Here is a 21,594-nt window from a genome sequence, read left to right as displayed (position 1 = left end):
GGTTGTCATACTCCAAGTAGTTAGGTTGTCGGCTAAGTTTCCTCACATTAGCCACAACCTGAATGGTTGATTTATTTGCCGCCAAGCGGTACTTCGCGTTAGTTAAAATCTATTAATATTATAAGGTTACAGTTATCGGCAATTTTGTAGCCTATTGAGTAAGAGAGTGATTATGAAGCAGTATCTTGAGTTATGTCAGCGCATCATTGATGAAGGCCAGTGGGTTGAAAATAAACGTACGGGGGTACGTTGTTTAACTGTGATTAATGCTGATCTGGAATATGATGTTGCGAATAACCAGTTTCCATTAATCACGACCCGAAAAAGCTTTTATAAGGCAGCTATTGCCGAGCTATTAGGCTACCTACGTGGCTATGATAGCGCTGCTCAGTTTCGTGAAATTGGCTGTAATACATGGAATGCTAATGCCAATGAAAACCAAGCATGGCTAAATAATCCCCATCGAAAAGGTGAAGATGATATGGGGCGTGTATACGGTGTCCAAGGTCGCTCTTGGCAACGTCCTGATGGCTCACACCTTGATCAGCTTAAAAAGGTAGTTAATAACCTAAAAAATGGTATTGATGACCGCGCTGAAATCATTACTTTTTATAACCCCGGTGAATTTGAAATGGGGTGTCTGCGTCCTTGCATGCACACCCATACATTTTCATTATTAGGTGATACCCTCCATTTGACCTCTTATCAACGTAGTTGTGATGTACCACTAGGTTTAAACTTTAACCAAGTGCAGTGCTTTGTATTATTGGCATTAATGGCACGAATTACGGGTCATAAAGCAGGTAAGGCGTACCATAAAATTGTGAATGCGCATATTTATGAAAACCAATTGCCATTGATGCGTGATGTACAGTTGAAGCGTGAACCTTTCCCTTTGCCTTCATTATCGATAAACCCTCAAATTAAAACGTTGGAAGATATTGAAACTTGGGTTAGCACTGATGACTTCACCCTAGAGGGGTATCAGTGCCACGAAGCTATCAAGTATCCATTTACGGTATAACGCAACCTAGAGATACGTTGATAAACCAAGGCGTATGGTCATTTTGAACCGCGCCTTGGTTTTTTTTACCTTTTCCGAATTCAGTTTGTTACCTCTTTTTTTCGCCCTCATCATTTTTTGCGAAGCGCTTCCTAAAATAACGAAACAGCTATTATGAATTTCATGATAGTTTGCGAAAGGCTATGTAGAGTGAACTAATCACGCTGTTTTTATTTGCCATCGTCGACAATATTAAGTGCACATTTTGCGAAGATAATGGCGGCGATATATGGAAATTCGAATAGTGAAAGGAGAGAAAGGCTTCACGCTCATTGAGCTTTTAGTGGTGTTATTTATTTGTTCTTTAGCTTTGTTGCCCGCGTTATATAACTGGCAGCAACAACAGCAAAAGTTACGCTTAATTGATGCTGCACGGCAGGTTACCGTATTTATTTACCGTCATTTGATGGAGAGTGTTTATTTAAATCGACATCGCATTTTATCGATAGCACTCTCTCAAGGAGAATGGACGTTAAGCATCAAAGAGGCCGGAGCTAGAAAATCCATTGCAGCATTAGCATCGACCCAATTTGAAGGCATTGAAATTAAAACGGCTTCTCGTTTATCTGTTGATTTTTATGGGAAGCAAGGGACTAGCCACTCTTTTCGTCTTGAATTGAAAAATGATTTTGGGCAGATCACGGTATTCATGTCAGCGATGGGGCGGATCAGGGTGTGTAGCAATGATAAACTGACTGGAATTCCGCGTTGTTGAGTTTCTCTTATGAAAATCAATGAACAACACGGTTTTTCCTTAGTTGAAACATTGATAGCAATGGCTATCAGTAGCTTAGTTTGTCTTGCTGCCATTGCTGTTCTCCCGAATTTGTTTAAACAGACTCACCAATCTTATATTCAGTATCAGGTGGATAGGGAGGTTAGGCAGGTGCTTATTAATATGGAAAAGGATTTTAGGCGTATTGGCTATTGTAGTAGTTTCTCTTGCCAAGGAGAGCCTATCAAGATCGGTGCTAAATTTTTAGGTCGTCACCCTAATTCCTGCATTATTTTCGCTTACGACCAAAATTTATCAGGTACATGGAGACCTGTCAGAGGCAGAAATAAGGAGTCTGATTTTTTTGGTTACCGGCTCAATGATAGAAAATTAGAGTCAAACCGTAATGTGATGGATTGTGATGGCAATCGGTGGTTATCCTTGTTTGACCCCTTAATGATTAAAGTGAATTCAATGAGATTTACTTGGGATCAATCACAATCAATACTTGAAATGAGCCTTGATATTGAAAGCCCTCATTTGCCTCACAAAGTGCTGCATTATCGTACCGCTGTTTTGCTGAGAAACTTACGATGAGGCGAGTTAGGGAGCAAAGAGGAAACATTGCGTTAGTCATGGTCATTGTGTTGATGACTATGGGGTTATTATTATTAAAAACCTTACATTTTTATCAAGATAATGCCCGTGATGAGTTTTTTCGTGAAAAAAACTATATCGAAGCTTTTAACCAAGCAGAATCAGCGCTAGCGTGGGGGTTAAAGCAATCTTGGCGGTTAACGACGTACAGAGGGGCAAATTGGCAATGCCAACGACCACCAACTCAAACGTGGGTGAGCTGTATTAAACATTATAAGAGTGGGCAGTTTGTTTTATCGGGCAAAGGTCTATATAAAGGGCGGCACTATGTGACGGTTTATCGTTGGGTCGCGCCTATCTCTAAAACCCAAAAAGTCAGGCCACGTATAAAAGGTTGGTTGGATTATTGCCCTGTTAATCAAAAAGGATTTTGTTCATGAGGTCGCCCACCAGTCAACAGGAAGGTTTCGCATTAATAGAATCAATGATCGCCCTCGTTGTTTTTGCTATTTTGTTAATTGCTCTGTTAAACTACAGCCAATATATTACCTTGAATTTCAATTGGATATTTCATAATTCAATAGCATTAAGAGAGTTACAGAGCAATTTGGAACGCACAACGGTGGGTGTGGTGCCCATCCCTGAAAATTCAGGGGGTATGTACCCCGATTGGCAGCTAAGCTCACAGACATTCACCGTATTAGATGGTTGTCGTGATATCAAAGTAACCCTATCAACGACTAGGCAAGCACTTTCTCTAAACCGCTGGTTTTGTAGAACAGGAGATAACAATGTTTCAGGTTTATCATTCTAATCAGTTAGAGCTGTTAAAGGAACTGATAGCTCACTTAATGGAGAATGAGCCTCTTTCTCACCCGTTCGAACAAGAGATAATCTTGGTACAAAGCCCCGGTATGTCTCAATGGTTACAGATAGAATTAGCAAAACGCTTCGGAATAGCAGCGAATATTTATTATCCATTACCGGCAACCTTTATTTGGGATATGTTTCGACGGGTATTACCGGATATACCAAAAGAGAGCGCTTACACTAAGCAGGCGATGACATGGAAGTTGATGAAAATCTTACCTGAAGTGATCGATGAAGATGAATTTGAGCCACTACGCCATTACCTTCATAATGACTTAGATAAACGTAAGCTACATCAACTTGCTGGGCGTGTCGCGGATCTATTTGACCAATATTTAGTATATCGGCCTCAGTGGATTGAAAAATGGCAACAAAATGAGCTTATTGATGGTTTAGGAACCAATCAGCTATGGCAGAAACGGTTATGGCTACGGTTAGTTGCTTATACTGACTCTCTTGGGCAATCCCCATGGCACCGAGCGAATCTTTATCAGAGCTTTATCGATAAATTGTCCACCACTCAGGGCGTACGAGATGCTCTACCAAAACGCATTTTTATTTGCGGTATCTCTTCATTACCACCTGTTTACCTGCAAGCATTGAATGCCATTGCAGAACACACAGATATCCATTTAATGTTTACTAACCCTTGCCGCTACTATTGGGGGGATATCCATAGCCACGCTTTTCTCGCAAAACTTCAAAAAAGAAAACTGCATCATTATATTGATAAGCATGAAATATCACGTTTTAAAATAGATGAGCATGCTCAAGGGTTATTTAATGCAGAGGGAGAGCAAGAGTTAGCGAACCCACTGCTGGCATCATGGGGAAAATTGGGGAGAGATAACCTCTATTTTATTTCACAAATCGATGGTGCAAATGAAATTTCAGCATTTGTGGATACCGCTCGTAGTTGTTTACTAGAGCATTTGCAGCAAGACATTTTAGATCTCGAAAACCATGCTCAGCTAGGAACCACATTAACGGATTACAATACAAGTCAAAATAAGCGGGTATTAACCTTATCTGATCAATCCGTCACATTTCATTCTTGCCACAGTGCTCAAAGGGAAGTGGAAGTTTTACAAGACAAATTATTGGCGCTGTTTGAACAAGACCCCTCATTGACCCCGAGGGATATCATTGTGATGGTTTCGGATATTGATAGTTATACTCCATTTATCCAAGCCGTCTTTGGTAATACCGCGTCTAAGCGATATATCCCGTTTTCTATTTCAGATAGAAAAGCCTTACAAGCACACCCAATCTTACAGGCATTTATACTGTTACTCGACCTGCCTCAAAGCCGTTTTTCAACGGAGCAAGTACTCACATTACTTGAGGTCTCTGCTTTTGCTGCACGCTTTGATATTGATGAAAGGGAATTAGGCTTGTTACGCAGGTGGGTTAATGAGTCAGGTATCCGCTGGGGATTGGATGATGATAACGTTCGCGCTTTATCGCTTCCAGTGATAGGGCAAAATACCTGGGAGTTTGGTTTAAGTCGCATGCTGTTAGGTTATGCGATGGACAGTCGATATGGCCCTTGGCATGATGTTCTACCGTATGATGAGAGTAGTGGTTTAGCTGCTCAATTAGCAGGTAAACTCGCTTTATTAGTGAATACACTAAAAGAATGGCGAACCTTACTAGACGTTGAAAGAACTCTTGATGAGTGGAAAGAGGTTTGCCAGCAGCTAATTGACAGCTTCTTTCACGTTGACGGAGATGCTGAGTTAGTACTTACTCTTGTTACAGAGCAGTGGCATAAAATTATCCAAAATGCGCAGGGCTCTGGCTATGATGAACAGGTGCCTTTACGCTTAATTCGGGATGAATTGGCAGTCTGTTTCGATGAAGAGAAGATCAGCCAACGCTTTTTAGCGGGAGCTATCAATTTTTGTACACTAATGCCTATGCGTTCAGTGCCCTTTAAGGTGGTCTGCTTGCTAGGCATGAATGATGGTATCTATCCTCGAACAATTCCGCCATTAGGGTTCGATTTAATGGCAGAAAAACCAGCTAGAGGGGATAGGAAGCGTAGGGATGATGACCGTTATCTGTTTTTGGAAGCATTGAATTCAGCTGCACAACAGCTCTATATCAGTTATATCGGCTTATCTATCCAGGATAATCAGGTGTGTAACCCATCGGTATTGGTTACCGAGTTGTTAGATTATATTTGCCAGAGTTTCTGTCTGGAAGGCGATGAAGCCCTTAATATTGATGACAGCGCGATAAAATTAAAAGAGCATTTGGTGTTCCAACACAATAGAGTGCCATTTGCGAAAGAAAACTTTATAGCTAATTCACCCTATCAAAGCTTTGCGAGTGAGTGGTTACCAGCGGCCAAAACAACTTTTCAAGGGAACAAATCATTTATCTCTACCTTGGATGAACGAGAGCCAGTGACCGATATTTCGATTGAACAACTGTTACGCTTCTATCGGCACCCAATTAGGGCTTTTTTCCAGCAGCGCTTAAAAATTCATTTTACGATTGAAGAAACAGAGCTACCAGAAGATGAACCTTTTATTCTGGATAGGTTACAGCGCTATAAAGTGAATGAGCGACTTTTAGCCTTACTCATTAAAGATGAGAATCCGGCACCTTTATATCAGGCATTAAGGGCGGCGGGGCAGTTACCCGCAAAACAATTTGGTCAGCTTTTTTGGGAGCAGCAAGTTAAGGATATTGCGCCACTTGCGGAGAAGATTAAAGAGCAAAATGCACAACTATTTGATCACGTTATTGATATTCAAATTAATGGCATCAAAATTAATGGGGTATTAAAGAATATTCATGAAAAAGGGGTGTTGCGCTATCGGCCTGCCTATTTAACCGCAAATGATGGCGTTCAGCTGTGGGTTGAACACTTATTATTTAATTTTGCTATCGCTGAAGGTGAGAGTATCGCGCTTGGTAGAGAGAATAGCATTTGGCACTTTTCTAGTGTAAAACAAGACGATGCGAAAAAATACTTAGAGCAATTAATCACAGGTTACTGTGATGGGCTAAATTCACCACTATTATTGTTAAATCAAAGCGGTTGGAACTGGTTGTCCGCTTGCTTTGATAAAAAGAGCAAACAGTATGACTTTGTTTCTGAGGAGATTCAGCAAAAAGCACTGTTCGCATTAATGCAAAGTCTTCAAGGTTCTTCAATGAAAAGAGGTGAAATGGAAGACGATTATGTTTTACGAGTTTGTAGAAACATCGATCAGAACTTAATTCAGGCGCTGTTGGAAAATACTCAGCGTTACCTTCTGCCAATGGCAGAACATTTAAAATAAAAAGGGGAGCATTAAAGGATGCTACGTTTATCCAAAAGTATCGCTCAATTTTTCTTGTTGTTGGCCTTAGTGGCTTGGGGGGGAGCGGTAGCCGCACAACCCCTTTGGCAAGTTTTACCTGAGACTATCAATAAGAGTGAAAATGACCCAAGAATTTATCAAGCCATCAAGTTAAATAATGGCATGGTTGTTCTATTGGTGTCCGATCCTAAAGCGACAAAGTCATTAGCGGCGGTATCCATTCCTGTTGGAAGTCTAGAAAATCCAGATAGTCAATTGGGGTTAGCGCACTATTTAGAACACATGGTGTTGATGGGATCTAAAAAATATCCAGAACCAAGCAGTTTGTCTGAGTTTTTGCAAAAACACGGTGGTAGTCATAATGCAAGTACTGCCGCTCATCGTACTGCTTATTATTTGGAAGTTGAAAATAGTGCACTTCAACAAGCAACCGATCGATTGGCTGATGCATTGGCAGATCCATTGCTCGACCCAACTAATGCAGACAGAGAGCGTAATGCGGTCAATGCTGAACTGACGATGGCGCGCTCCCGTGATGGCATGCGGTTATGGCAGGTTCGTTCGGAAACGTTAAATCCTCAGCATCCGAACTCACGTTTTTCCGGTGGAAACTTAGAGACGCTACAAGATAAACCGAACAGTAAATTACAAGCAGAGCTGGTGGGTTTTTATAAGCAATACTACTCTGCAAATTTGATGAATGGTGTGCTTTATGGCGACCAGTCTATAGAGTCATTGGCTAAAATAGCAGCAGAAACCTTTGGACGCATCCCAGATCGTCAAGTCACTGCACCATCGACAGATGTGCCAGCCGTTACAGATAACGAAAAGGGGATCATCATTCACTATGTTCCCGCTCAGCCACAAAAAGCAATTCAGCTTGAGTTTAGTATAAAAAACAATATGGCTGACTTTCGTAGTAAAAGTGATGAGTATATTGGTTACCTAATTGGGAATCGCAGCCCAGGTACGCTTGCTGATTGGTTAATATCTCAAGGGCTTGCCGAAGGGATCAGTGCGTCATCAACACCAAATGCAGATCGCAATGATGGTGTTTTCTCAATTTATATTACGTTAACCGATAAAGGGTTAGCAGAGCGCGATCAGATTATTGCGGCTGTTTTCTCTTATATCGATTTACTGAAAAAAGACGGTATTAATAAAAATTATTTTGAAGAAATTGCCAATGTACTGAATCTCTCTTTTCGTTATGGCTCCATTGTCAGAGATATGAATTACATTGAGTGGTTATCAGACCAAATGATCAATGTACCAGTGAAGCATGTACTGGACTCAGATTATATTGCTGACAAGTATGATCCTGCTGCCATTAAGGCTCGTCTATCTGAATTAACGGCAAAAGATGCGAGGATTTGGTTTATTAGCCCGGATGAGCCTCATAACAAAAAAGCTTACTTTGTGAATGCACCTTATCAGGTTGATAAAATTACAGAAAAGCAGTTAGCACAATGGGATAAATTGGAATCTAAAATGAAATTTAGATTGCCTGAATTAAACCCATACATTCCTGATAACTTGTCATTAATTAAGGTTGATAAGACATATAAGCACCCAGAGCTTATCTATCAAACAGATAACACTCGAGTGCTCTATATGCCTAGCCAATATTTCGCGGACGAACCGAAGGCAACAATTAATTTATCTCTTAGAACGAAAGAGGGGATGCAGGATGCTAAATCGCAAGTGACAGGCGCGTTACTGCAATATATCGCTTCTTTAAAAATGGATGAATTGCAATACCAAGCATCCGTTGCTGGGATGTCTGTTTCTGTTTCCCAAGGACTTGGCTTACAGTTTAATGCGAGTGGTTATACACAGCATTTACCTGAGTTGTTTTTATCAATGACCAAGCTTTATGTCAGCTTTGAACCTACCGAAAGGGAACTGGCTCAGGCGAAATCTTGGTATCAGGAGCAAATTAAAGTTGCTAATAATGCCAAAGCTTATGAATTAGCGATGCAACCACTGCGTCGTATCGATACCGTACCTTATTTTGAGCAAGAAGAACGGTTATCAGTGCTTGATAGCATTTCGCTAAAAGATATTACAGATTATCGTAGCAAAGTTGTGGATAGTGCAGCGCTACAGGCGATGGTTATTGGTAATTTAACCGATAAACAAAGTGTGAAAGTGATCCAAGATGCCCAAAAGTTACTTAAGAGCAAAGGAACAAATTGGTGGCGTGGTGATATCGTCGTTGTTGATAAACCATATTTAGCGGATTTCCATCACCAAGCTCAAAGTACAGATAACGCTTTGGCAGAGATATTTATCCCTGAAGGTTACAGCCGTATTGAAGGGGCGGTATTGTCTGGCCTTCTGTCTAATATCATTCAGCCTTGGTTTTACGATCAACTAAGAACAAATGAGCAACTTGGGTATGCGGTTTTTGCTTTCAAAGTTGGGTTAGGTGACCAGTGGGGAATTGGTTTCTTATTGCAAAGTAACGCAAAAACACCGGACTACTTGAACTCTCGTTACCAAGAGTTTTATCAAGTTGCACTCGATAAGCTGAACAAACTGCCAGCCCAAGAGTTTGAACAGTATAAACAATCGATTATTACTGAAATGAAACAACCTCCACAAACTTTCTATGAAGAGGTTGGACGTTATTCTTCAGACTTTAACCGCAATATTTTTACGTTCGATACCCGAGAGAAAGTACTCGCGTTATTTGAGAAAGTGACTCAGCAGCAAGTGATTGAGTACTACCAAAAAGCGGTGATGAAACGTCAAGGGTTAGCGTTGGCATCTCAAGTTATTGGTCAAGATGTCAATGAAAAAACAGGATATGCACCACTAAAAGGCTGGGTGTTCTATCCGAATGCGTCAGAATTTCAAAAAATCTTGCCAGTTAAGGAAGATGCGAAGTGAGTAAAATGCAGATAAGTTCCCAATTGTTAGATGCTTTTTCGTTACCATTACAAGGCCAACGGTTAATTGAAGCCTCTGCGGGTACAGGCAAAACCTATACGATAGGGATACTCTATCTGCGTTTACTATTAGGGTTAGGGGGGGAGAATGCTTTCCCCCGACCTCTTACAGTTGAAGAAATTCTCGTAGTGACATTTACAGAAGCCGCAACTAATGAATTACGAGGGCGTATACGTGAGCGAATTCATAAAATGCGCCTTGCTTGTATCCGTGATGGGGTCGGTTTCGAAAAAGAGCCGGAATATTTAGAGCTACTCTCGCAAATTCCAACACCAGAGCAACGTGAGTTTGCCATAAATTGGTTACTTACCGCTGAGCGTCAAATGGATGAAGCTGCGATTTATACCATTCATGGCTTTTGTCAGAGAATGTTAGTTCACAATGCTTTTGAATCAGGCGTTTTATTTGAACAGACGATGATCCAAGATGAACTTCCGATTCAAAAGCAAGCTTGTGCTGATTTTTGGCGGCGTCATTTCTATCCACTCGATTATTCAATGGCAAAAGTTGTTTTGTCACAATGGAATAGTCCGGAAGCACTACTGGCGGATATTAAGCCTTTTTTACAAGGTGATATGCCATACATAGTTAATGAAACGCCAAATAAAGAAACCTTTGAAGAGCGTCACCAGCGTTTAATCGAACTCATTACTCAAGTGAAGTCTTTATGGCTAGCAGGGTGCTCTGAGATTGAAAAACGGATTGTTAGCTCAGATGTTGATAAACGTAGTTATAGCTCACGCTTTTTACCGAGCTGGTTAGATAAAATGGCACGCTGGGCAGAGGAAGAAACACAAGATTACCAACTGCCAAAAGAAATTATTCGGTTTTCGCAAGCTGCCTTACATGATAAATCGAAAAGTGGCTCAGGCCCTGAGCACGAGGTATTCGCGCTCATTGATGAACTTCTTTCGCAATCCCTAACCATTAAAGATCTGATTATTCCCGTTGCCATAACAGAAGTTAGGCAAAACATTGCCCGAGAAAAACACAGTAGAGGCGAAATGGGGTTTGATGATTTGCTCACTCGCTTAGATAACGCATTAAAAAAGCAGGGCGGAGATTACTTAGCTAAAGCCATTAGCCAGCGTTTCCCTGTTGCGATGATTGATGAGTTTCAGGATACCGACCCTCAACAATATCGTATTTTTCAGCGGATTTATCATGAGGTTGAAAATAGTGCATTGTTATTTATTGGTGACCCTAAACAAGCTATTTATGCGTTTCGCGGCGCTGATATTTTTACTTACATTGCAGCGAAAAAGCAGGTTAGTGCTCACTATACACTAGAAACTAACCATCGCTCCTCCGAGCAAATGGTTGAAGCTGTTAACCGTATTTTTAGCCATTGCGAAAAACCTTTTATTTTTGAGCAGATCCCATTTAACCCTGTCAACTTTGCAGCCAAAAATGCGGGCAAGATATTAAAGCATCATGGTCAAGCAGTAAAAGCGCTAACATTTTGGCAAATTGATGCAGAAGCGGTTTCTATTGCTGATTATGAGCAAACAATGGCATCACAATGCGCCGCACAGATCAGTCAATGGTTACAAGGGGGAGCTGAGGGAACAAGCTTATTTCAGCATAGTGATGGAAAACAACATCCGGTTTCTGCGGCTGATATTACAGTCTTGGTGAGAAGCCGACGTGAAGCAACACTGATCCGTGATGCGCTCAATCAGTTGGGTATCCCATCTGTCTTCCTATCGAATAGAGAAAGTGTTTTTGCGACCCAAGAAGCGCGTGACCTTTTATGGATCTTACAAGCGGTACTGTCGCCAGAAAAAGAGCGTATTTTACGTAGTGCACTAGCAACGGGAACTTTAGGGCTAAACGCCAAAGAGATTGATGCGCTAAATTACGATGAAAAGGCATGGGAAGCGCTGGTGGATGAGTTTTCTCAATACGCGCTAATTTGGCGTAAGCGCGGGGTTCTGCCGATGCTTCGGGTTCTGATGGCGGAGCGCCATATTGCAGAATCATTGCTTTCTGCCGTGGAAGGTGAACGTCGTTTAATGGATTTGATGCATATTGGTGAACTGCTTCAAGAGATGTCTCTTCAATTAGAAGGTGAGCACACATTAGTGCGTTGGTTAACACAGCAAATTGCTCATCCTGATCATCAATCGAACGCACAGCAAATGCGTTTAGAAAGTGATAAACACCTAGTTCAAATCAGTACCATCCACAAATCAAAAGGCCTTGAATACAAGATTGTTTGGCTGCCATTTGCGAGTAATTTTTTACCACAATCAAAGGCGCTGTACCATGACAGGGAGAATTACGGCACTCATTTAGACTTAGATGATAGTGAAGAGAACGTTGCGCTTGCGGATGAAGAGCGTTTGGCGGAAGACTTACGGCTACTCTATGTTGCCTTAACACGTGCAATCTATCATTGTAGTGTTGGTATTGCGCCAATAATTAAAGGTAACCGCAAGAAAAGTGGTGAAACCGACCTACACTTATCTGCTTTGGGGTATTTAATTCAAAAGGGGGAAGCGGGGGATTTTAGCTTACTCAATAAAGGATTAGCAGAGCTTGCCGGTACAGCGATTAGTGTGGAGCGCATTGAGTATACAGAATCTATCTCAATGTCTTTTGATCAAGATGATAATGAGTCATTGTCAGCTAGGGATATTACTCGCTTCTTTGACTACCATTGGAGAGTAACCAGTTATTCAGGGTTGAGCTATAGCAGTGGTCATAGTGGCAGTGGTAATGAGCAAGCGATAAGTGCTGAGCAGCTTGCGACCTCACTGGCACCTAAAATAGATGTGGAAGCTAGCTTAGATGCCACTTTACCAGAAATCGATGAATTTACGTTGACACCACATCTGTTTCCCCGCGGAACTGCACCGGGAACTTTTCTTCATGAACTTATGGAAGAAATGGACTTTTCACAAGAGATCCCCCTTGAATGGTTAGTTGAGAAATTGCAAGGAGCAGGGTTTGATACCAAATGGGCTGACATGTTACAGGCATGGTTGGCGGCTATTGTGGATGCGCCACTGGCAGATGATGGTTTATGCTTGTCTGCATTAGCGCCTCAAGATATGTTAGATGAACTACAGTTTTATCTTCCTATTGATAACTTGCTTCAAGCTGAAGATGTTGATCGCATTACTCATCGATATGATCCGCTATCTGCGGCTTGCCCTCCGCTTAATTTTGAAAAAGTACAAGGTATTTTAAAAGGGTTTATCGATTTAACGTTTTTATGGAAAGGGAAATTTTATCTCCTTGATTATAAATCAAATTACCTCGGTGATGATGCGGCTAGCTATACGCAATCTGCGATGGCTGAAGCGATGATTGACCACCGTTATGATCTTCAATATCAATTATATTCATTAGCGCTGCATCGTTACCTTAAACAGCGATTACCTAACTATCAGTATGATGTTCATTTTGGTGGCGTCTATTACCTCTTTCTTCGTGGCATTGATCGGGTAGAGTCAAAAAATGGTATTTTTTATTATCGGCCAGAAAAGGCATTTATCGACGAACTGGACCAACTATTTCGTAACGCACAAGAGGGAAGTGAGCCATGATGAAAGCGCTGTTTAATAAAGCGCTCGAAGCGCGATTATTCACTCCCCTTGATATCCAGTTTGCTTATAACATTACACAAGAGCAAAACCCAACATTATTACTGCTTACCGCATTATTGAGTGCTGAGACGATGGCGGGGCATGTCTGCTTGTCATTATCTGATTTCAGTCAGGAAAAACTGTTTGCAGGGCGCCATCCTGAACTTGCAGACGAATTTTGGCACGCAATAGGTACACCTGATCCAGAAACCATTTATTACCTAGTTAAAAATGCCCCTTTTGTCTGCCTAGCGGGGGAAAGTGAATTATCCCCCTTGGTGTTATCGGGGGAGTTTTTATATTTTCAGCGGCTATGGCAATATGAGCAAAGTGTTTCAGACTACTTTTCACACACCGGACTACCTCAATATGATGCTCTGCGCATTAAAGGAATATTAGACGCTCTTTTCCCGCAAAGTGATGAAATTGACTGGCAAAAAATAGCTGCCGCAGTGGCTGTCACTAGCCGAGTTTCCGTGATTTCAGGGGGGCCTGGCACGGGGAAAACAACCACAGTTGCTCGAATTTTAGCGGCATTGGTTAAATTGGCTGTAGAGAATAAACAACGTATTCAAATTGAATTAGCAGCGCCGACAGGTAAAGCTGCGGCACGTTTAACAGAGTCGTTGGGGGCAGCACTCGATGACTTGTCATTGACCGATGAAGAGCGATATATGTTGCCTAATCAGGCAAAAACACTGCATAGGCTATTAGGGGCACAACCTGAAAGCCAGCAATTCCGCTATCACCGCGATAATTTATTAACATTGGATATTTTGATTGTTGACGAGGCTTCCATGGTGGATTTACCCATGATGGGTAAATTAATCGAAGCCTTGCCAGTAAATGCCAAATTGATCTTTTTAGGGGATAAAGATCAATTAGCATCCGTCGAAGCGGGGGCTGTACTTGGAGATATTTGCCAATTTGCGGATCAAGGATATAGCCCCCAACGTGCCCAAGAATTGGCTCAACTGACAGGATACGCACTCGATCACTTTACATCAAATACAGGCCCTTTGATCAGAGATAGCCTCTGCCTACTGCGTAAAAGTTACCGTTTTTCGGCTTCTTCGGGTATCGGGCAGCTTGCTTTTGCGGTTAATGATGGAGATACCAAGCGTGCTGAAAAGTTATTAAACAGCACATTAAATGACGTGCATACTTATTTACAAGAAAGTGAGGATGATTATGCACAGATGTTGATAGCGGCATCTAATTTCTATCGAGATTATCTTCTATCAGTAAAAGCTAGACAGGATCCGGCTGAGATTTTATTTAAATTTAATCAATTTCGTTTGTTGACAGCTTTGAGAGATGGCCCATATGGTGTAACAGGGATAAACGAAAAATTAGAAAAACTGCTTCATCGACAGGGGCTTATTCATCGGCCATTAAACCAAATAAATAAACATTATGCAGGTAGGCCAATTATGATCAGCCGAAATGATAGTCCATTAGGGCTATTTAATGGCGATATAGGGATAATCCTGCCTGATGAAGAAGGGGCACTTAGAGCTTATTTTCAGTATCCCGATGGCTCAATTAAGGGGATCCAACCTAATCGGTTGCCTTTACATGAAACAGCATATGCAATGACTGTACATAAATCACAAGGTTCAGAGTTTGCTCATACCGCCTTAGTACTACCGAAGGTATATTCACCAGTCGTCACTCGAGAGCTTGTGTATACTGCAATAACTCGCGCCAAAAAAGAACTTTCTTTGTATTGCACGATTAAGATTTTACGCCGTGCCATTGAGACACCGACGAAACGACGTAGTGGCTTAGCAATACAGCTCATGAATGTAAAATAAACGTAGTAGCCTTGGCTACATAATTAGACTTAAATGCAAAAGGTAATAATATGGATACCCAGCCAACAACGACGGCAATAACAGTCACACTTAAAGCGAGAATTCAGCCAGAAAGACGTGCAGACTTAGAAGATGCCTTTATGCATGTTATGCAAAGTATGGAAAAAGATATTCATGTGACAGGTGGTGGCACGTTACTTTCAGACAATGGTGAAATTGATGAGTGTGATATTGAGTTATCTGTTGCAGAGGCGAATGATGAAAATATCAGCTTAATTATTCAATTGTTTTCATCCATGTTGGCGCCGAAAGGATCACGTTTAGTTATTCATGGTGAAGACATTGTGATTGAATTTGGTGATGAAGAAGGGTTAGCCCTTTATTTAAATGGTACTGATTTGCCCGACGAAGTTTATGAAAATAGCGATATTAACGATATTTTCGATAAATTAGACGAGGCTGTAGAAGATATTGGTGCGATCCATGGTGTGTGGGAAGGCCCTACAGAAACAGCGTTCTATTTCTATGGCGCATCATTTGCCGAAATGTCATCACTGCTACAACCTTTAATCGATAGCATACCGCTATGCCAAAAATCAAGAGTGGTACAAATCGCCTAGGTTGATTGACTAACCTGACAGTAAGTAAATTGTCAGGTTAGTCGAGCTAAAGCCTATTTATCGGCTTTTGCATGTAAATCTAGCATCAAAATTTTAGAACGGCGTTGGTAGTTATATAGCGCCTGTTTTTTCAATGGCAACATCTCAATCTCTGCGGGAATAAAGCCCCTTTCTTGGAACCAATGAATACTACGTGTGGTTAAAACAAATAGCTTTGCTAACCCTAATTGCTTAGCCTGTAGGGAAACTCGATGTAAAAGTTCTTCTCCCCGCGAAGAGCTACGGTAGTCAGGATGCACGGCGACACAAGCCATTTCCCCCAGTTTTTCTTCGGGGTAAGGGTAGAGAGCCGCACAAGCAATCACTAAGTTATCTCGTTCAATGATCGTAAATTTATCGATTTCCATCTCAAGTTGCTCCCGTGAACGTCTTACAAGGATGCCTTGCTGCTCAAGAGGGCGAATTAACTCAAGAATACCGCCGATATCATTAATATTAGCACGACGGATTTGTTCGGCGCTTTCCATGACAATTTGCGTACCAATGCCATCGCGCGAAAAGAGCTCTTGGATTAGCGAGCCATCTTCTTGATAACTTAATAAATGGCTGCGACGAACACCGCGGCGGCAAGCTTTCGCCGCGCCACGTAAAAAGCGCACAGTACCTGAATAATAATCCCCTTCGGATTCCAGCTCTTGGATCCTATCTTCGGCTTCATCGGGAAATAATTCTGATAAAATATTGCCATCTTTATCAGCGACTCCTTGTGAAGAACAAAAGCCGATTAACTTTTCAGCCTTCATTTTCACTGCGAGTTGAGTGGCTATTTCCTCAGAAGTGAGATTAAAACTTTCACCAGTAACAGACACGGCAACCGGACCAATAAGTACGATAGAGCCATTATCCAGTTGTTTATTGATAGCATCTTCATCAATGCGGCGGATACGCCCGCTATGGCAGTAATCAACGCCATCATCCACACCGAGTGGTTGCGCGATCACAAAGTTACCGCTGACAACACTAATATGAGCGCCTTGTAAAGGTGTGTTACTCAGACTCATCGATAAACGAGCCGTAATATCAAGTAATAAGGCACCAGAGGCTTGCTTAACGTATTCAAGTGTATTCGCATCCGTTACGCGGGTATGTTTATGATAAACAGCCTCATAATTATGCTCGGCTAAAATATCTTCGATTTGAGGGCGAGCGCCGTAAACTACGATAATGCGGATACCAAGACTATGTAATAATCCTATATCATTGATAATACTCGGAAAATTCTCATGCGCAATTGCTTCTCCACCAAGCATAATAATAAATGTTTTGCCGCGGTGGGCATTGATATAAGGAACCGAATGGCGAAACTCATCTACCAATTCGGTGCTGCGCTCTTTCATAACCACCCTCTTAACTGAATTTTTATTCGCTATTAATGTATTTTTATTCTTTTTAGCGATAAATATCAAGCAAAATATAGGATAAGACTTGTAACATTTTTATTATTTGGGTTTACATATCTCTATATTTAAATGTGTATTCTTGATGACAGTATGCGAATGATTCGCTAGAGTTTATGTTTCTGGCCTCTATTTGGCTTTTGTTCTAAAATCACCTGATATTCAGTTTTAGGTTCGGAATTATTGATGAGTCACCCAGATCACTGTCCATCTAAACGCCGCCTTTTACAAGGAGCGGCAGCGGTTATGTTGCTTAGTGTCAGCCCATTTGGCTTTGCTGCGAATACAAATGTGATCGCAGTACGTATCTGGCCTGCATCAAGTTATACGCGCGTGACGCTAGAATCGAGTGCTCCATTAAAATATCGCCAGTTGGTACTGCATAACCCTGAACGCATCGTTATCGATTTGGAAGGGGTACAGCTGAACAACATTCTGAAGCAGATGGGAACTCAAATCCAATCTCGCGACCCGCATTTAAAATTAGTACGGGTCGGGCAGTTTGATCCAAAAACAGTGCGTCTTGTTTTTGAAGTCAAAAATAAAGTCAGCCCACAGATTTTTACTATCGCGCCCGTTGCTGAATTTAAAAACCGTTTGGTGTTAGATTTCTATCCGGGTAAAGGGGTAGAAACATCGGACGATCCATTGCTTGCCTTATTGGAAGATTATAATAAAGGCGATTTAGAAGAGAAAATGCCTGCTCAGGCGAAGAAACCGGGTAAAGCAGGTCGAGATCGCCCCATTATTATTATGATTGACCCAGGGCATGGGGGGGAAGATCCCGGCGCAATGGGGAAATACAAAACGCGAGAAAAAGATGTGGTTTTACAAATCGCTCGCCGTTTGAAAGCGTTAATCGATAAAGATCCCAAAATGCGTGCCTATATGACTCGTAACGAGGATGTATTTATTCCATTGAAGGTTAGGGTCGCTAAGGCTCGAAAAATGCAGGCAGACTTGTTTGTTTCGATTCACGCTGATGCCTTTACCAATCGCTCAGCTCACGGTTCATCTGTGTTTGCCTTATCGACTAAAGGTGCCACCAGTAATACCGCTCGTTACCTCGCTCAGACACAGAACGAGGCTGACTTAATTGGTGGGGTGAGCAAAAGTGGTGATGTTTACCTTGACCATACCATGCTTGATTTAGTGCAAACAGCAACCATTAATGACAGCCTCAAATTTGGTGATGAGGTTTTAAAGCGCATGGGCAAAGTCAATCGGCTACATAAAAATAAAGTTGATCAGGCAGGCTTTGCGGTATTGAAGGCGCCGGAGATCCCTTCAATCTTGGTTGAAACAGCCTTTATCAGTAACTTAGAAGAAGAGCGTAAATTGAAAACCGCGAAGTTCCAGCAGCAGATGGCGGAATCTATCTTCCAAGGGATTAAAGCCTATTTTCGTAATGGCGGCGAATTAGCGATTAGAAATTAGTCGCTAGAATAAAATCGATAAATTAGAAAAGGTGACTGGCTGAAAAGTGAGTTGCCTTTTTTATTATTGCATTGATTTAATAGGAAAAATAAGAATTGGTTGCGGGGGCCGGATTTGAACCAACGACCTTCGGGTTATGAGCCCGACGAGCTACCAAGCTGCTCCACCCCGCGACTGAAGAGGTAAATATAACAGGGGATATTGGTTGCGGGAGCCGGATTTGAACCGACGACCTTCGGGTTATGAGCCCGACGAGCTACCAGGCTGCTCCATCCCGCGCCTGAAATATTTTTGATACTAATTTGAAGATTGGTTGCGGGGGCCGGATTTGAACCGACGACCTTCGGGTTATGAGCCCGACGAGCTACCAAGCTGCTCCACCCCGCGTCCGATAGCGGGCACTATACTCGGGATGAGATCTGATGCAAGTTTTTTTGTGTATTTTTTTCAAATTTCCGCATAGATAGAACAAAATATACACTCAATGGTCAAATATTAATCATTTTAATGGAGCGGTGAGATTGATTAACAGGCAATAGGCTAAATCCTTTTTTTAGAGTCGATGATAAAAAATAAATGTGAATTATCCATTGCGGGGAAAAATAATAACCAGTAATAAGTCCACAATTTGTACGGCGATAGGAGAGTAAGTATTTTTAGCCGTTTCATTCTTTATGTGGGTTTGCTATTGTGCGCTTCATATTGGATTGGAGTGGGCGGTATAACATGAAATTATGGCAAAAATGGTGTGTAGCAGGTGCGTTTGTATCTTTACTTGTTGGCTGTCAATCTCACCCGACAGATCAAGGGCAGCAGTATAAAGATGGACGTTTAAAGCAAGATCTTCAGCAAGTAAGCCAAGTAAATGTTCAAGGGCGCCCAATCAATTCACAAGATTTTTATCGGCAAGTTAATGAAATCAAGAATGCGTCACCGCGTTTGTTTCAAGGTAACAATGATACCTATCATGCGATTGAAAACTGGCTAGTTGCAGGGGGAGATCCTAAAAAACTGGCGAGTTTCAACTTAACCGCCTTTCAAATGGAAGGGGTGGATAATTATGGTAACGTACAATTTACTGGGTATTACACGCCGGTTATCCAAGCTCGCCGTACCAAACAGGGGGAATTTCAGCACCCACTTTATGCAATGCCACCTAAAGGGAAAAAACGCCTCCCCAGCCGAGCCGCGATATACAATGGTGCTTTAAGCGATAAACTCATTCTAGCCTACAGTAACTCCGCCATGGATAACTTTATGATGGAAGTTCAAGGTAGCGGCTATGTGGATTTTGGTGATGGTAGCCCGCTGAATTTCTTTGGTTATGCGGGGAAAAATGGGCATGCTTATAAGAGCATAGGTAAAGTGCTTGTCGATCGTGGTGAAGTGCCGTTAGAGAAAATGTCACTGCAAGCGATCCACGATTGGGCGAATAGCCATAGCGAACAAGAAGTGCGCGAATTACTCGAACAAAATGCTTCCTTTGTTTTCTTCAAACCACAATCATTTGTTCCTGTCAGAGGCGCTAGTGCAGTACCGTTAATTGCTAAAGCATCAGTCGCATCGGATAAAACACTTATTCCGCCAGGCACAGCGCTATTAGCAGAAATACCTGTACTTGATAATGCAGGGAAATTTACGGGACGCTATGAAATGCGTATGATGATTGCCCTAGATGTTGGTGGTGCAATTAAAGGACATCATTTCGATATCTATCATGGAACAGGTCATGAAGCAGGTAGAATGGCCGGTTTTTATAATCATTACGGAAGAGTGTGGGTGTTGAAAAAGAGCCAGCCACTTTTCGGTCATATGTAGTTATTAAGGTTACTATTTACTATGCAAACTAAGCTTTCAGATGCTTGGATGCAGCGTTTTGCTGGGATCGGACGTCTTTATGGACAGCAAGCGCTATCACTTTTTGCTCGTTCTCATATTTGTGTTATTGGGATTGGGGGCGTCGGCGTTTGGGCTGCGGAAGCACTCGCACGGACGGGAATAGGGCAGATTACCCTGATTGATATGGATGATATCTGTATCACTAATACCAATCGTCAGTTACATGCACTTAAATCCACAGTGGGTCAGCCAAAAGTTGAAGTCATGAAAGCACGGATTTTAGAAATAAATCCTGAATGCGTTGTGAATATCGTGGATGATTTTGTGAGCGTAGATAATGTGGCTGAGCTGCTCTCTACGGGGTTTGATTATGTTATTGATGCCATCGATAGTGTCAGGCCGAAGGCGGCTCTGTTGGCCTACTGTCGGCGTTATAAAATCCCCGTTGTAACGACAGGGGGCGCAGGAGGGCAAATCGACCCAACGCAGATCCAAGTAACAGACTTAGCGAAAACGATCCAAGATCCCCTTGCCGCAAAATTACGTGAGCGCCTGAAATCCGATTTTAATGTTGTTAAAAATAGCAAAGGTAAATTAGGCATAGACTGCGTATTTTCAACAGAGCAATTAGTTTATCCGCAAAGTGATGGCTCCGTCTGTGCGGCTAAAAGTACCGCTGACGGCTCTAAAAGAATGGATTGCGCTTCAGGCTTTGGGGCGGCAACGATGGTGACAGCAAGTTTTGGTTTTATTGCAGTATCACATGCTCTGAAGAAGATGGTCGCAAAATTAGAGCGGGAAAATTCGCTCAAAAGCTGAGGCTATTTTCATAGCCTCTAGTACATTATTCGGCAGGTGTCATTTCGCTGGCAAAGTTGCGAATAGTCGTTATTAATGCGGCTATTCCATTTTGTCGAGATTCACTGAGTTGGCCAGATAACCCAGTTCTATTCAAAATATCCTCAAAATCGACAGCGAGGATCGCTTGGCTATTTTTTTGTTCCACTGCGGCTAATAAAATCGCAAATAGCCCTTTAACAACACGTCCTTCACTATCGCCATAAAAATGAAATGTTTGGTCATCGTTGAGTCTTGCACCAATCCACACTCTGTTTTCGCAACCTTTCACTTCCTGAGTCTGCTGCTTTTGTTCATCAGTCAGAGTCGGTAGTTGACGAGCGAGTTGGATAAGCAAGCGATATTTATCTTCCCACGCTTTTTGTGCTGAAAATTGTTCAATAATCTCTTCAATTTTCAGCGTCGTACCGAAAGGGTGTGGAACAAATGTCGATATTATTGAAGTCATTCGGCTTC

General features: G+C 41.9%; 15 protein-coding genes and 3 tRNA genes. 13 read left to right on the top strand and 5 right to left on the bottom strand.

The genetic code is table 11. The features are described 5' to 3' along the window. The first annotated feature begins 172 nt into the window (after nt 1-172). The 10 genes from I3B46_RS17230 to I3B46_RS17185 all read left to right on the top strand — a co-directional run bounded on the left by I3B46_RS17230 (nt 173) and on the right by I3B46_RS17185 (nt 15,547). A complete protein-coding gene (locus I3B46_RS17230; RefSeq protein ID WP_004924967.1) occupies nt 173-1,024 on the top strand; it encodes a thymidylate synthase in 852 nt (283 codons plus the stop codon). Nucleotides 1,025-1,292: 268 nt separating this feature from the next. Then, entirely contained in the window at nt 1,293-1,778 is a 486-nt protein-coding gene (locus I3B46_RS22540; protein WP_004924961.1) for a prepilin-type N-terminal cleavage/methylation domain-containing protein, read from the top strand. A 9-nt stretch (nt 1,779-1,787) separates the two neighbouring features. After that, nucleotides 1,788-2,375 (top strand): prepilin peptidase-dependent protein, encoded by a 588-nt coding sequence (locus I3B46_RS17220; protein ID WP_004924958.1) that lies wholly within the window; start codon nt 1,788-1,790, stop codon nt 2,373-2,375. Continuing rightward, nucleotides 2,372-2,815, top strand: a complete 444-nt coding sequence (locus I3B46_RS17215; RefSeq protein WP_060561235.1) for a YgdB family protein — start codon at nt 2,372-2,374, stop codon at nt 2,813-2,815. The genes I3B46_RS17220 and I3B46_RS17215 overlap by 4 nt, the downstream gene beginning before the upstream one ends. Continuing rightward, nucleotides 2,812-3,189 (top strand): prepilin-type N-terminal cleavage/methylation domain-containing protein, encoded by a 378-nt coding sequence (locus tag I3B46_RS17210; RefSeq protein WP_004924951.1) that lies wholly within the window; start codon nt 2,812-2,814, stop codon nt 3,187-3,189. The genes I3B46_RS17215 and I3B46_RS17210 overlap by 4 nt, the downstream gene beginning before the upstream one ends. Then, a complete protein-coding gene (recC, locus tag I3B46_RS17205) occupies nt 3,167-6,541 on the top strand; it encodes an exodeoxyribonuclease V subunit gamma (RefSeq protein ID WP_104873262.1) in 3,375 nt (1,124 codons plus the stop codon). Before I3B46_RS17210 ends, recC begins: the two co-directional genes overlap by 23 nt. Nucleotides 6,542-6,559: 18 nt before the next feature. Next, on the top strand, nt 6,560-9,457 hold the full coding sequence (gene ptrA / locus I3B46_RS17200) for a pitrilysin (protein ID WP_104873263.1): 2,898 nt from the start codon (nt 6,560-6,562) through the stop codon (nt 9,455-9,457). A gap of 5 nt (nt 9,458-9,462) precedes the next feature. Next, nucleotides 9,463-13,071 carry an exodeoxyribonuclease V subunit beta gene (gene recB, locus I3B46_RS17195; RefSeq protein ID WP_174822175.1) on the top strand — a complete coding sequence of 1,203 codons (3,609 nt, stop codon included), beginning with the start codon at nt 9,463-9,465 and terminating at the stop codon, nt 13,069-13,071. After that, on the top strand, nt 13,071-14,927 hold the full coding sequence (gene recD / locus I3B46_RS17190; RefSeq protein WP_169342218.1) for an exodeoxyribonuclease V subunit alpha: 1,857 nt from the start codon (nt 13,071-13,073) through the stop codon (nt 14,925-14,927). The genes recB and recD overlap by 1 nt, the downstream gene beginning before the upstream one ends. A 50-nt stretch (nt 14,928-14,977) precedes the next feature. Further along, the gene (locus I3B46_RS17185) at nt 14,978-15,547 is read left to right on the top strand and encodes a hypothetical protein (RefSeq protein WP_004924935.1); all 570 of its coding nucleotides are present in this window, start codon (nt 14,978-14,980) and stop codon (nt 15,545-15,547) included. Nucleotides 15,548-15,600: 53 nt separating this feature from the next. Here the strand turns inward: I3B46_RS17185 and argA are convergent, their stop codons facing one another. Next, a complete protein-coding gene (argA, locus tag I3B46_RS17180; protein ID WP_163762162.1) occupies nt 15,601-16,944 on the bottom strand; it encodes an amino-acid N-acetyltransferase in 1,344 nt (447 codons plus the stop codon). 246 nt (nt 16,945-17,190) lie between these two features. Here argA and amiC point away from each other — a divergent pair, with 246 nt between their 5' ends. Next, nucleotides 17,191-18,441, top strand: coding sequence for an N-acetylmuramoyl-L-alanine amidase AmiC (gene amiC / locus I3B46_RS17175; RefSeq protein ID WP_014657669.1), 1,251 nt, complete (start codon nt 17,191-17,193; stop codon nt 18,439-18,441). Nucleotides 18,442-18,537: 96 nt separating this feature from the next. On the opposite strand, the gene I3B46_RS17170 is transcribed toward amiC, so the two are convergent. The 3 genes from I3B46_RS17170 to I3B46_RS17160 form a co-directional block, all read right to left on the bottom strand. Further along, nucleotides 18,538-18,614 (bottom strand) — tRNA-Met (locus I3B46_RS17170). Between the two features lie 29 nt (nt 18,615-18,643). Then, nucleotides 18,644-18,720: transfer RNA gene (locus I3B46_RS17165), tRNA-Met, on the bottom strand. A 31-nt stretch (nt 18,721-18,751) separates the two neighbouring features. After that, nucleotides 18,752-18,828, bottom strand: a tRNA-Met gene (locus I3B46_RS17160). A 339-nt stretch (nt 18,829-19,167) separates the two neighbouring features. Between I3B46_RS17160 and mltA the strand changes: the two genes are divergently transcribed. Beyond that, nucleotides 19,168-20,259 (top strand): murein transglycosylase A, encoded by a 1,092-nt coding sequence (gene mltA / locus I3B46_RS17155; RefSeq protein ID WP_004924922.1) that lies wholly within the window; start codon nt 19,168-19,170, stop codon nt 20,257-20,259. A 21-nt stretch (nt 20,260-20,280) separates the two neighbouring features. Next, the gene (gene tcdA, locus I3B46_RS17150) at nt 20,281-21,099 is read left to right on the top strand and encodes a tRNA cyclic N6-threonylcarbamoyladenosine(37) synthase TcdA (protein WP_014657670.1); all 819 of its coding nucleotides are present in this window, start codon (nt 20,281-20,283) and stop codon (nt 21,097-21,099) included. Between the two features lie 25 nt (nt 21,100-21,124). Here the strand turns inward: tcdA and csdE are convergent, their stop codons facing one another. Next, nucleotides 21,125-21,586, bottom strand: a complete 462-nt coding sequence (csdE, locus tag I3B46_RS17145; protein ID WP_004924917.1) for a cysteine desulfurase sulfur acceptor subunit CsdE — start codon at nt 21,584-21,586, stop codon at nt 21,125-21,127. Between the last annotated feature and the right edge of the window lie 8 nt (nt 21,587-21,594).

It is taken from the genome of Providencia sp. 2.29, from assembly GCF_015832305.1.
Classification (GTDB): domain Bacteria; phylum Pseudomonadota; class Gammaproteobacteria; order Enterobacterales; family Enterobacteriaceae; genus Providencia; species Providencia stuartii.
This window is presented reverse-complemented; position numbering and strand designations above follow the sequence as displayed.

Coding starts and splice junctions, on each gene's coding strand:
- I3B46_RS17210 (WP_004924951.1), top strand. CDS start 2,812: ATGAGGTCGCCCACCAGTCAACAGGAAGGTTTCGCATTAATAGAATCA.
- I3B46_RS17185 (WP_004924935.1), top strand. CDS start 14,978: ATGGATACCCAGCCAACAACGACGGCAATAACAGTCACACTTAAAGCG.
- I3B46_RS17215 (WP_060561235.1), top strand. CDS start 2,372: ATGAGGCGAGTTAGGGAGCAAAGAGGAAACATTGCGTTAGTCATGGTC.
- argA (WP_163762162.1), bottom strand. CDS start 16,944: ATGAAAGAGCGCAGCACCGAATTGGTAGATGAGTTTCGCCATTCGGTT.
- mltA (WP_004924922.1), top strand. CDS start 19,168: ATGAAATTATGGCAAAAATGGTGTGTAGCAGGTGCGTTTGTATCTTTA.
- recC (WP_104873262.1), top strand. CDS start 3,167: ATGTTTCAGGTTTATCATTCTAATCAGTTAGAGCTGTTAAAGGAACTG.
- ptrA (WP_104873263.1), top strand. CDS start 6,560: ATGCTACGTTTATCCAAAAGTATCGCTCAATTTTTCTTGTTGTTGGCC.
- I3B46_RS17220 (WP_004924958.1), top strand. CDS start 1,788: ATGAAAATCAATGAACAACACGGTTTTTCCTTAGTTGAAACATTGATA.
- csdE (WP_004924917.1), bottom strand. CDS start 21,586: ATGACTTCAATAATATCGACATTTGTTCCACACCCTTTCGGTACGACG.
- amiC (WP_014657669.1), top strand. CDS start 17,191: ATGAGTCACCCAGATCACTGTCCATCTAAACGCCGCCTTTTACAAGGA.
- recD (WP_169342218.1), top strand. CDS start 13,071: ATGAAAGCGCTGTTTAATAAAGCGCTCGAAGCGCGATTATTCACTCCC.
- I3B46_RS22540 (WP_004924961.1), top strand. CDS start 1,293: ATGGAAATTCGAATAGTGAAAGGAGAGAAAGGCTTCACGCTCATTGAG.
- tcdA (WP_014657670.1), top strand. CDS start 20,281: ATGCAAACTAAGCTTTCAGATGCTTGGATGCAGCGTTTTGCTGGGATC.
- recB (WP_174822175.1), top strand. CDS start 9,463: ATGCAGATAAGTTCCCAATTGTTAGATGCTTTTTCGTTACCATTACAA.
- I3B46_RS17230 (WP_004924967.1), top strand. CDS start 173: ATGAAGCAGTATCTTGAGTTATGTCAGCGCATCATTGATGAAGGCCAG.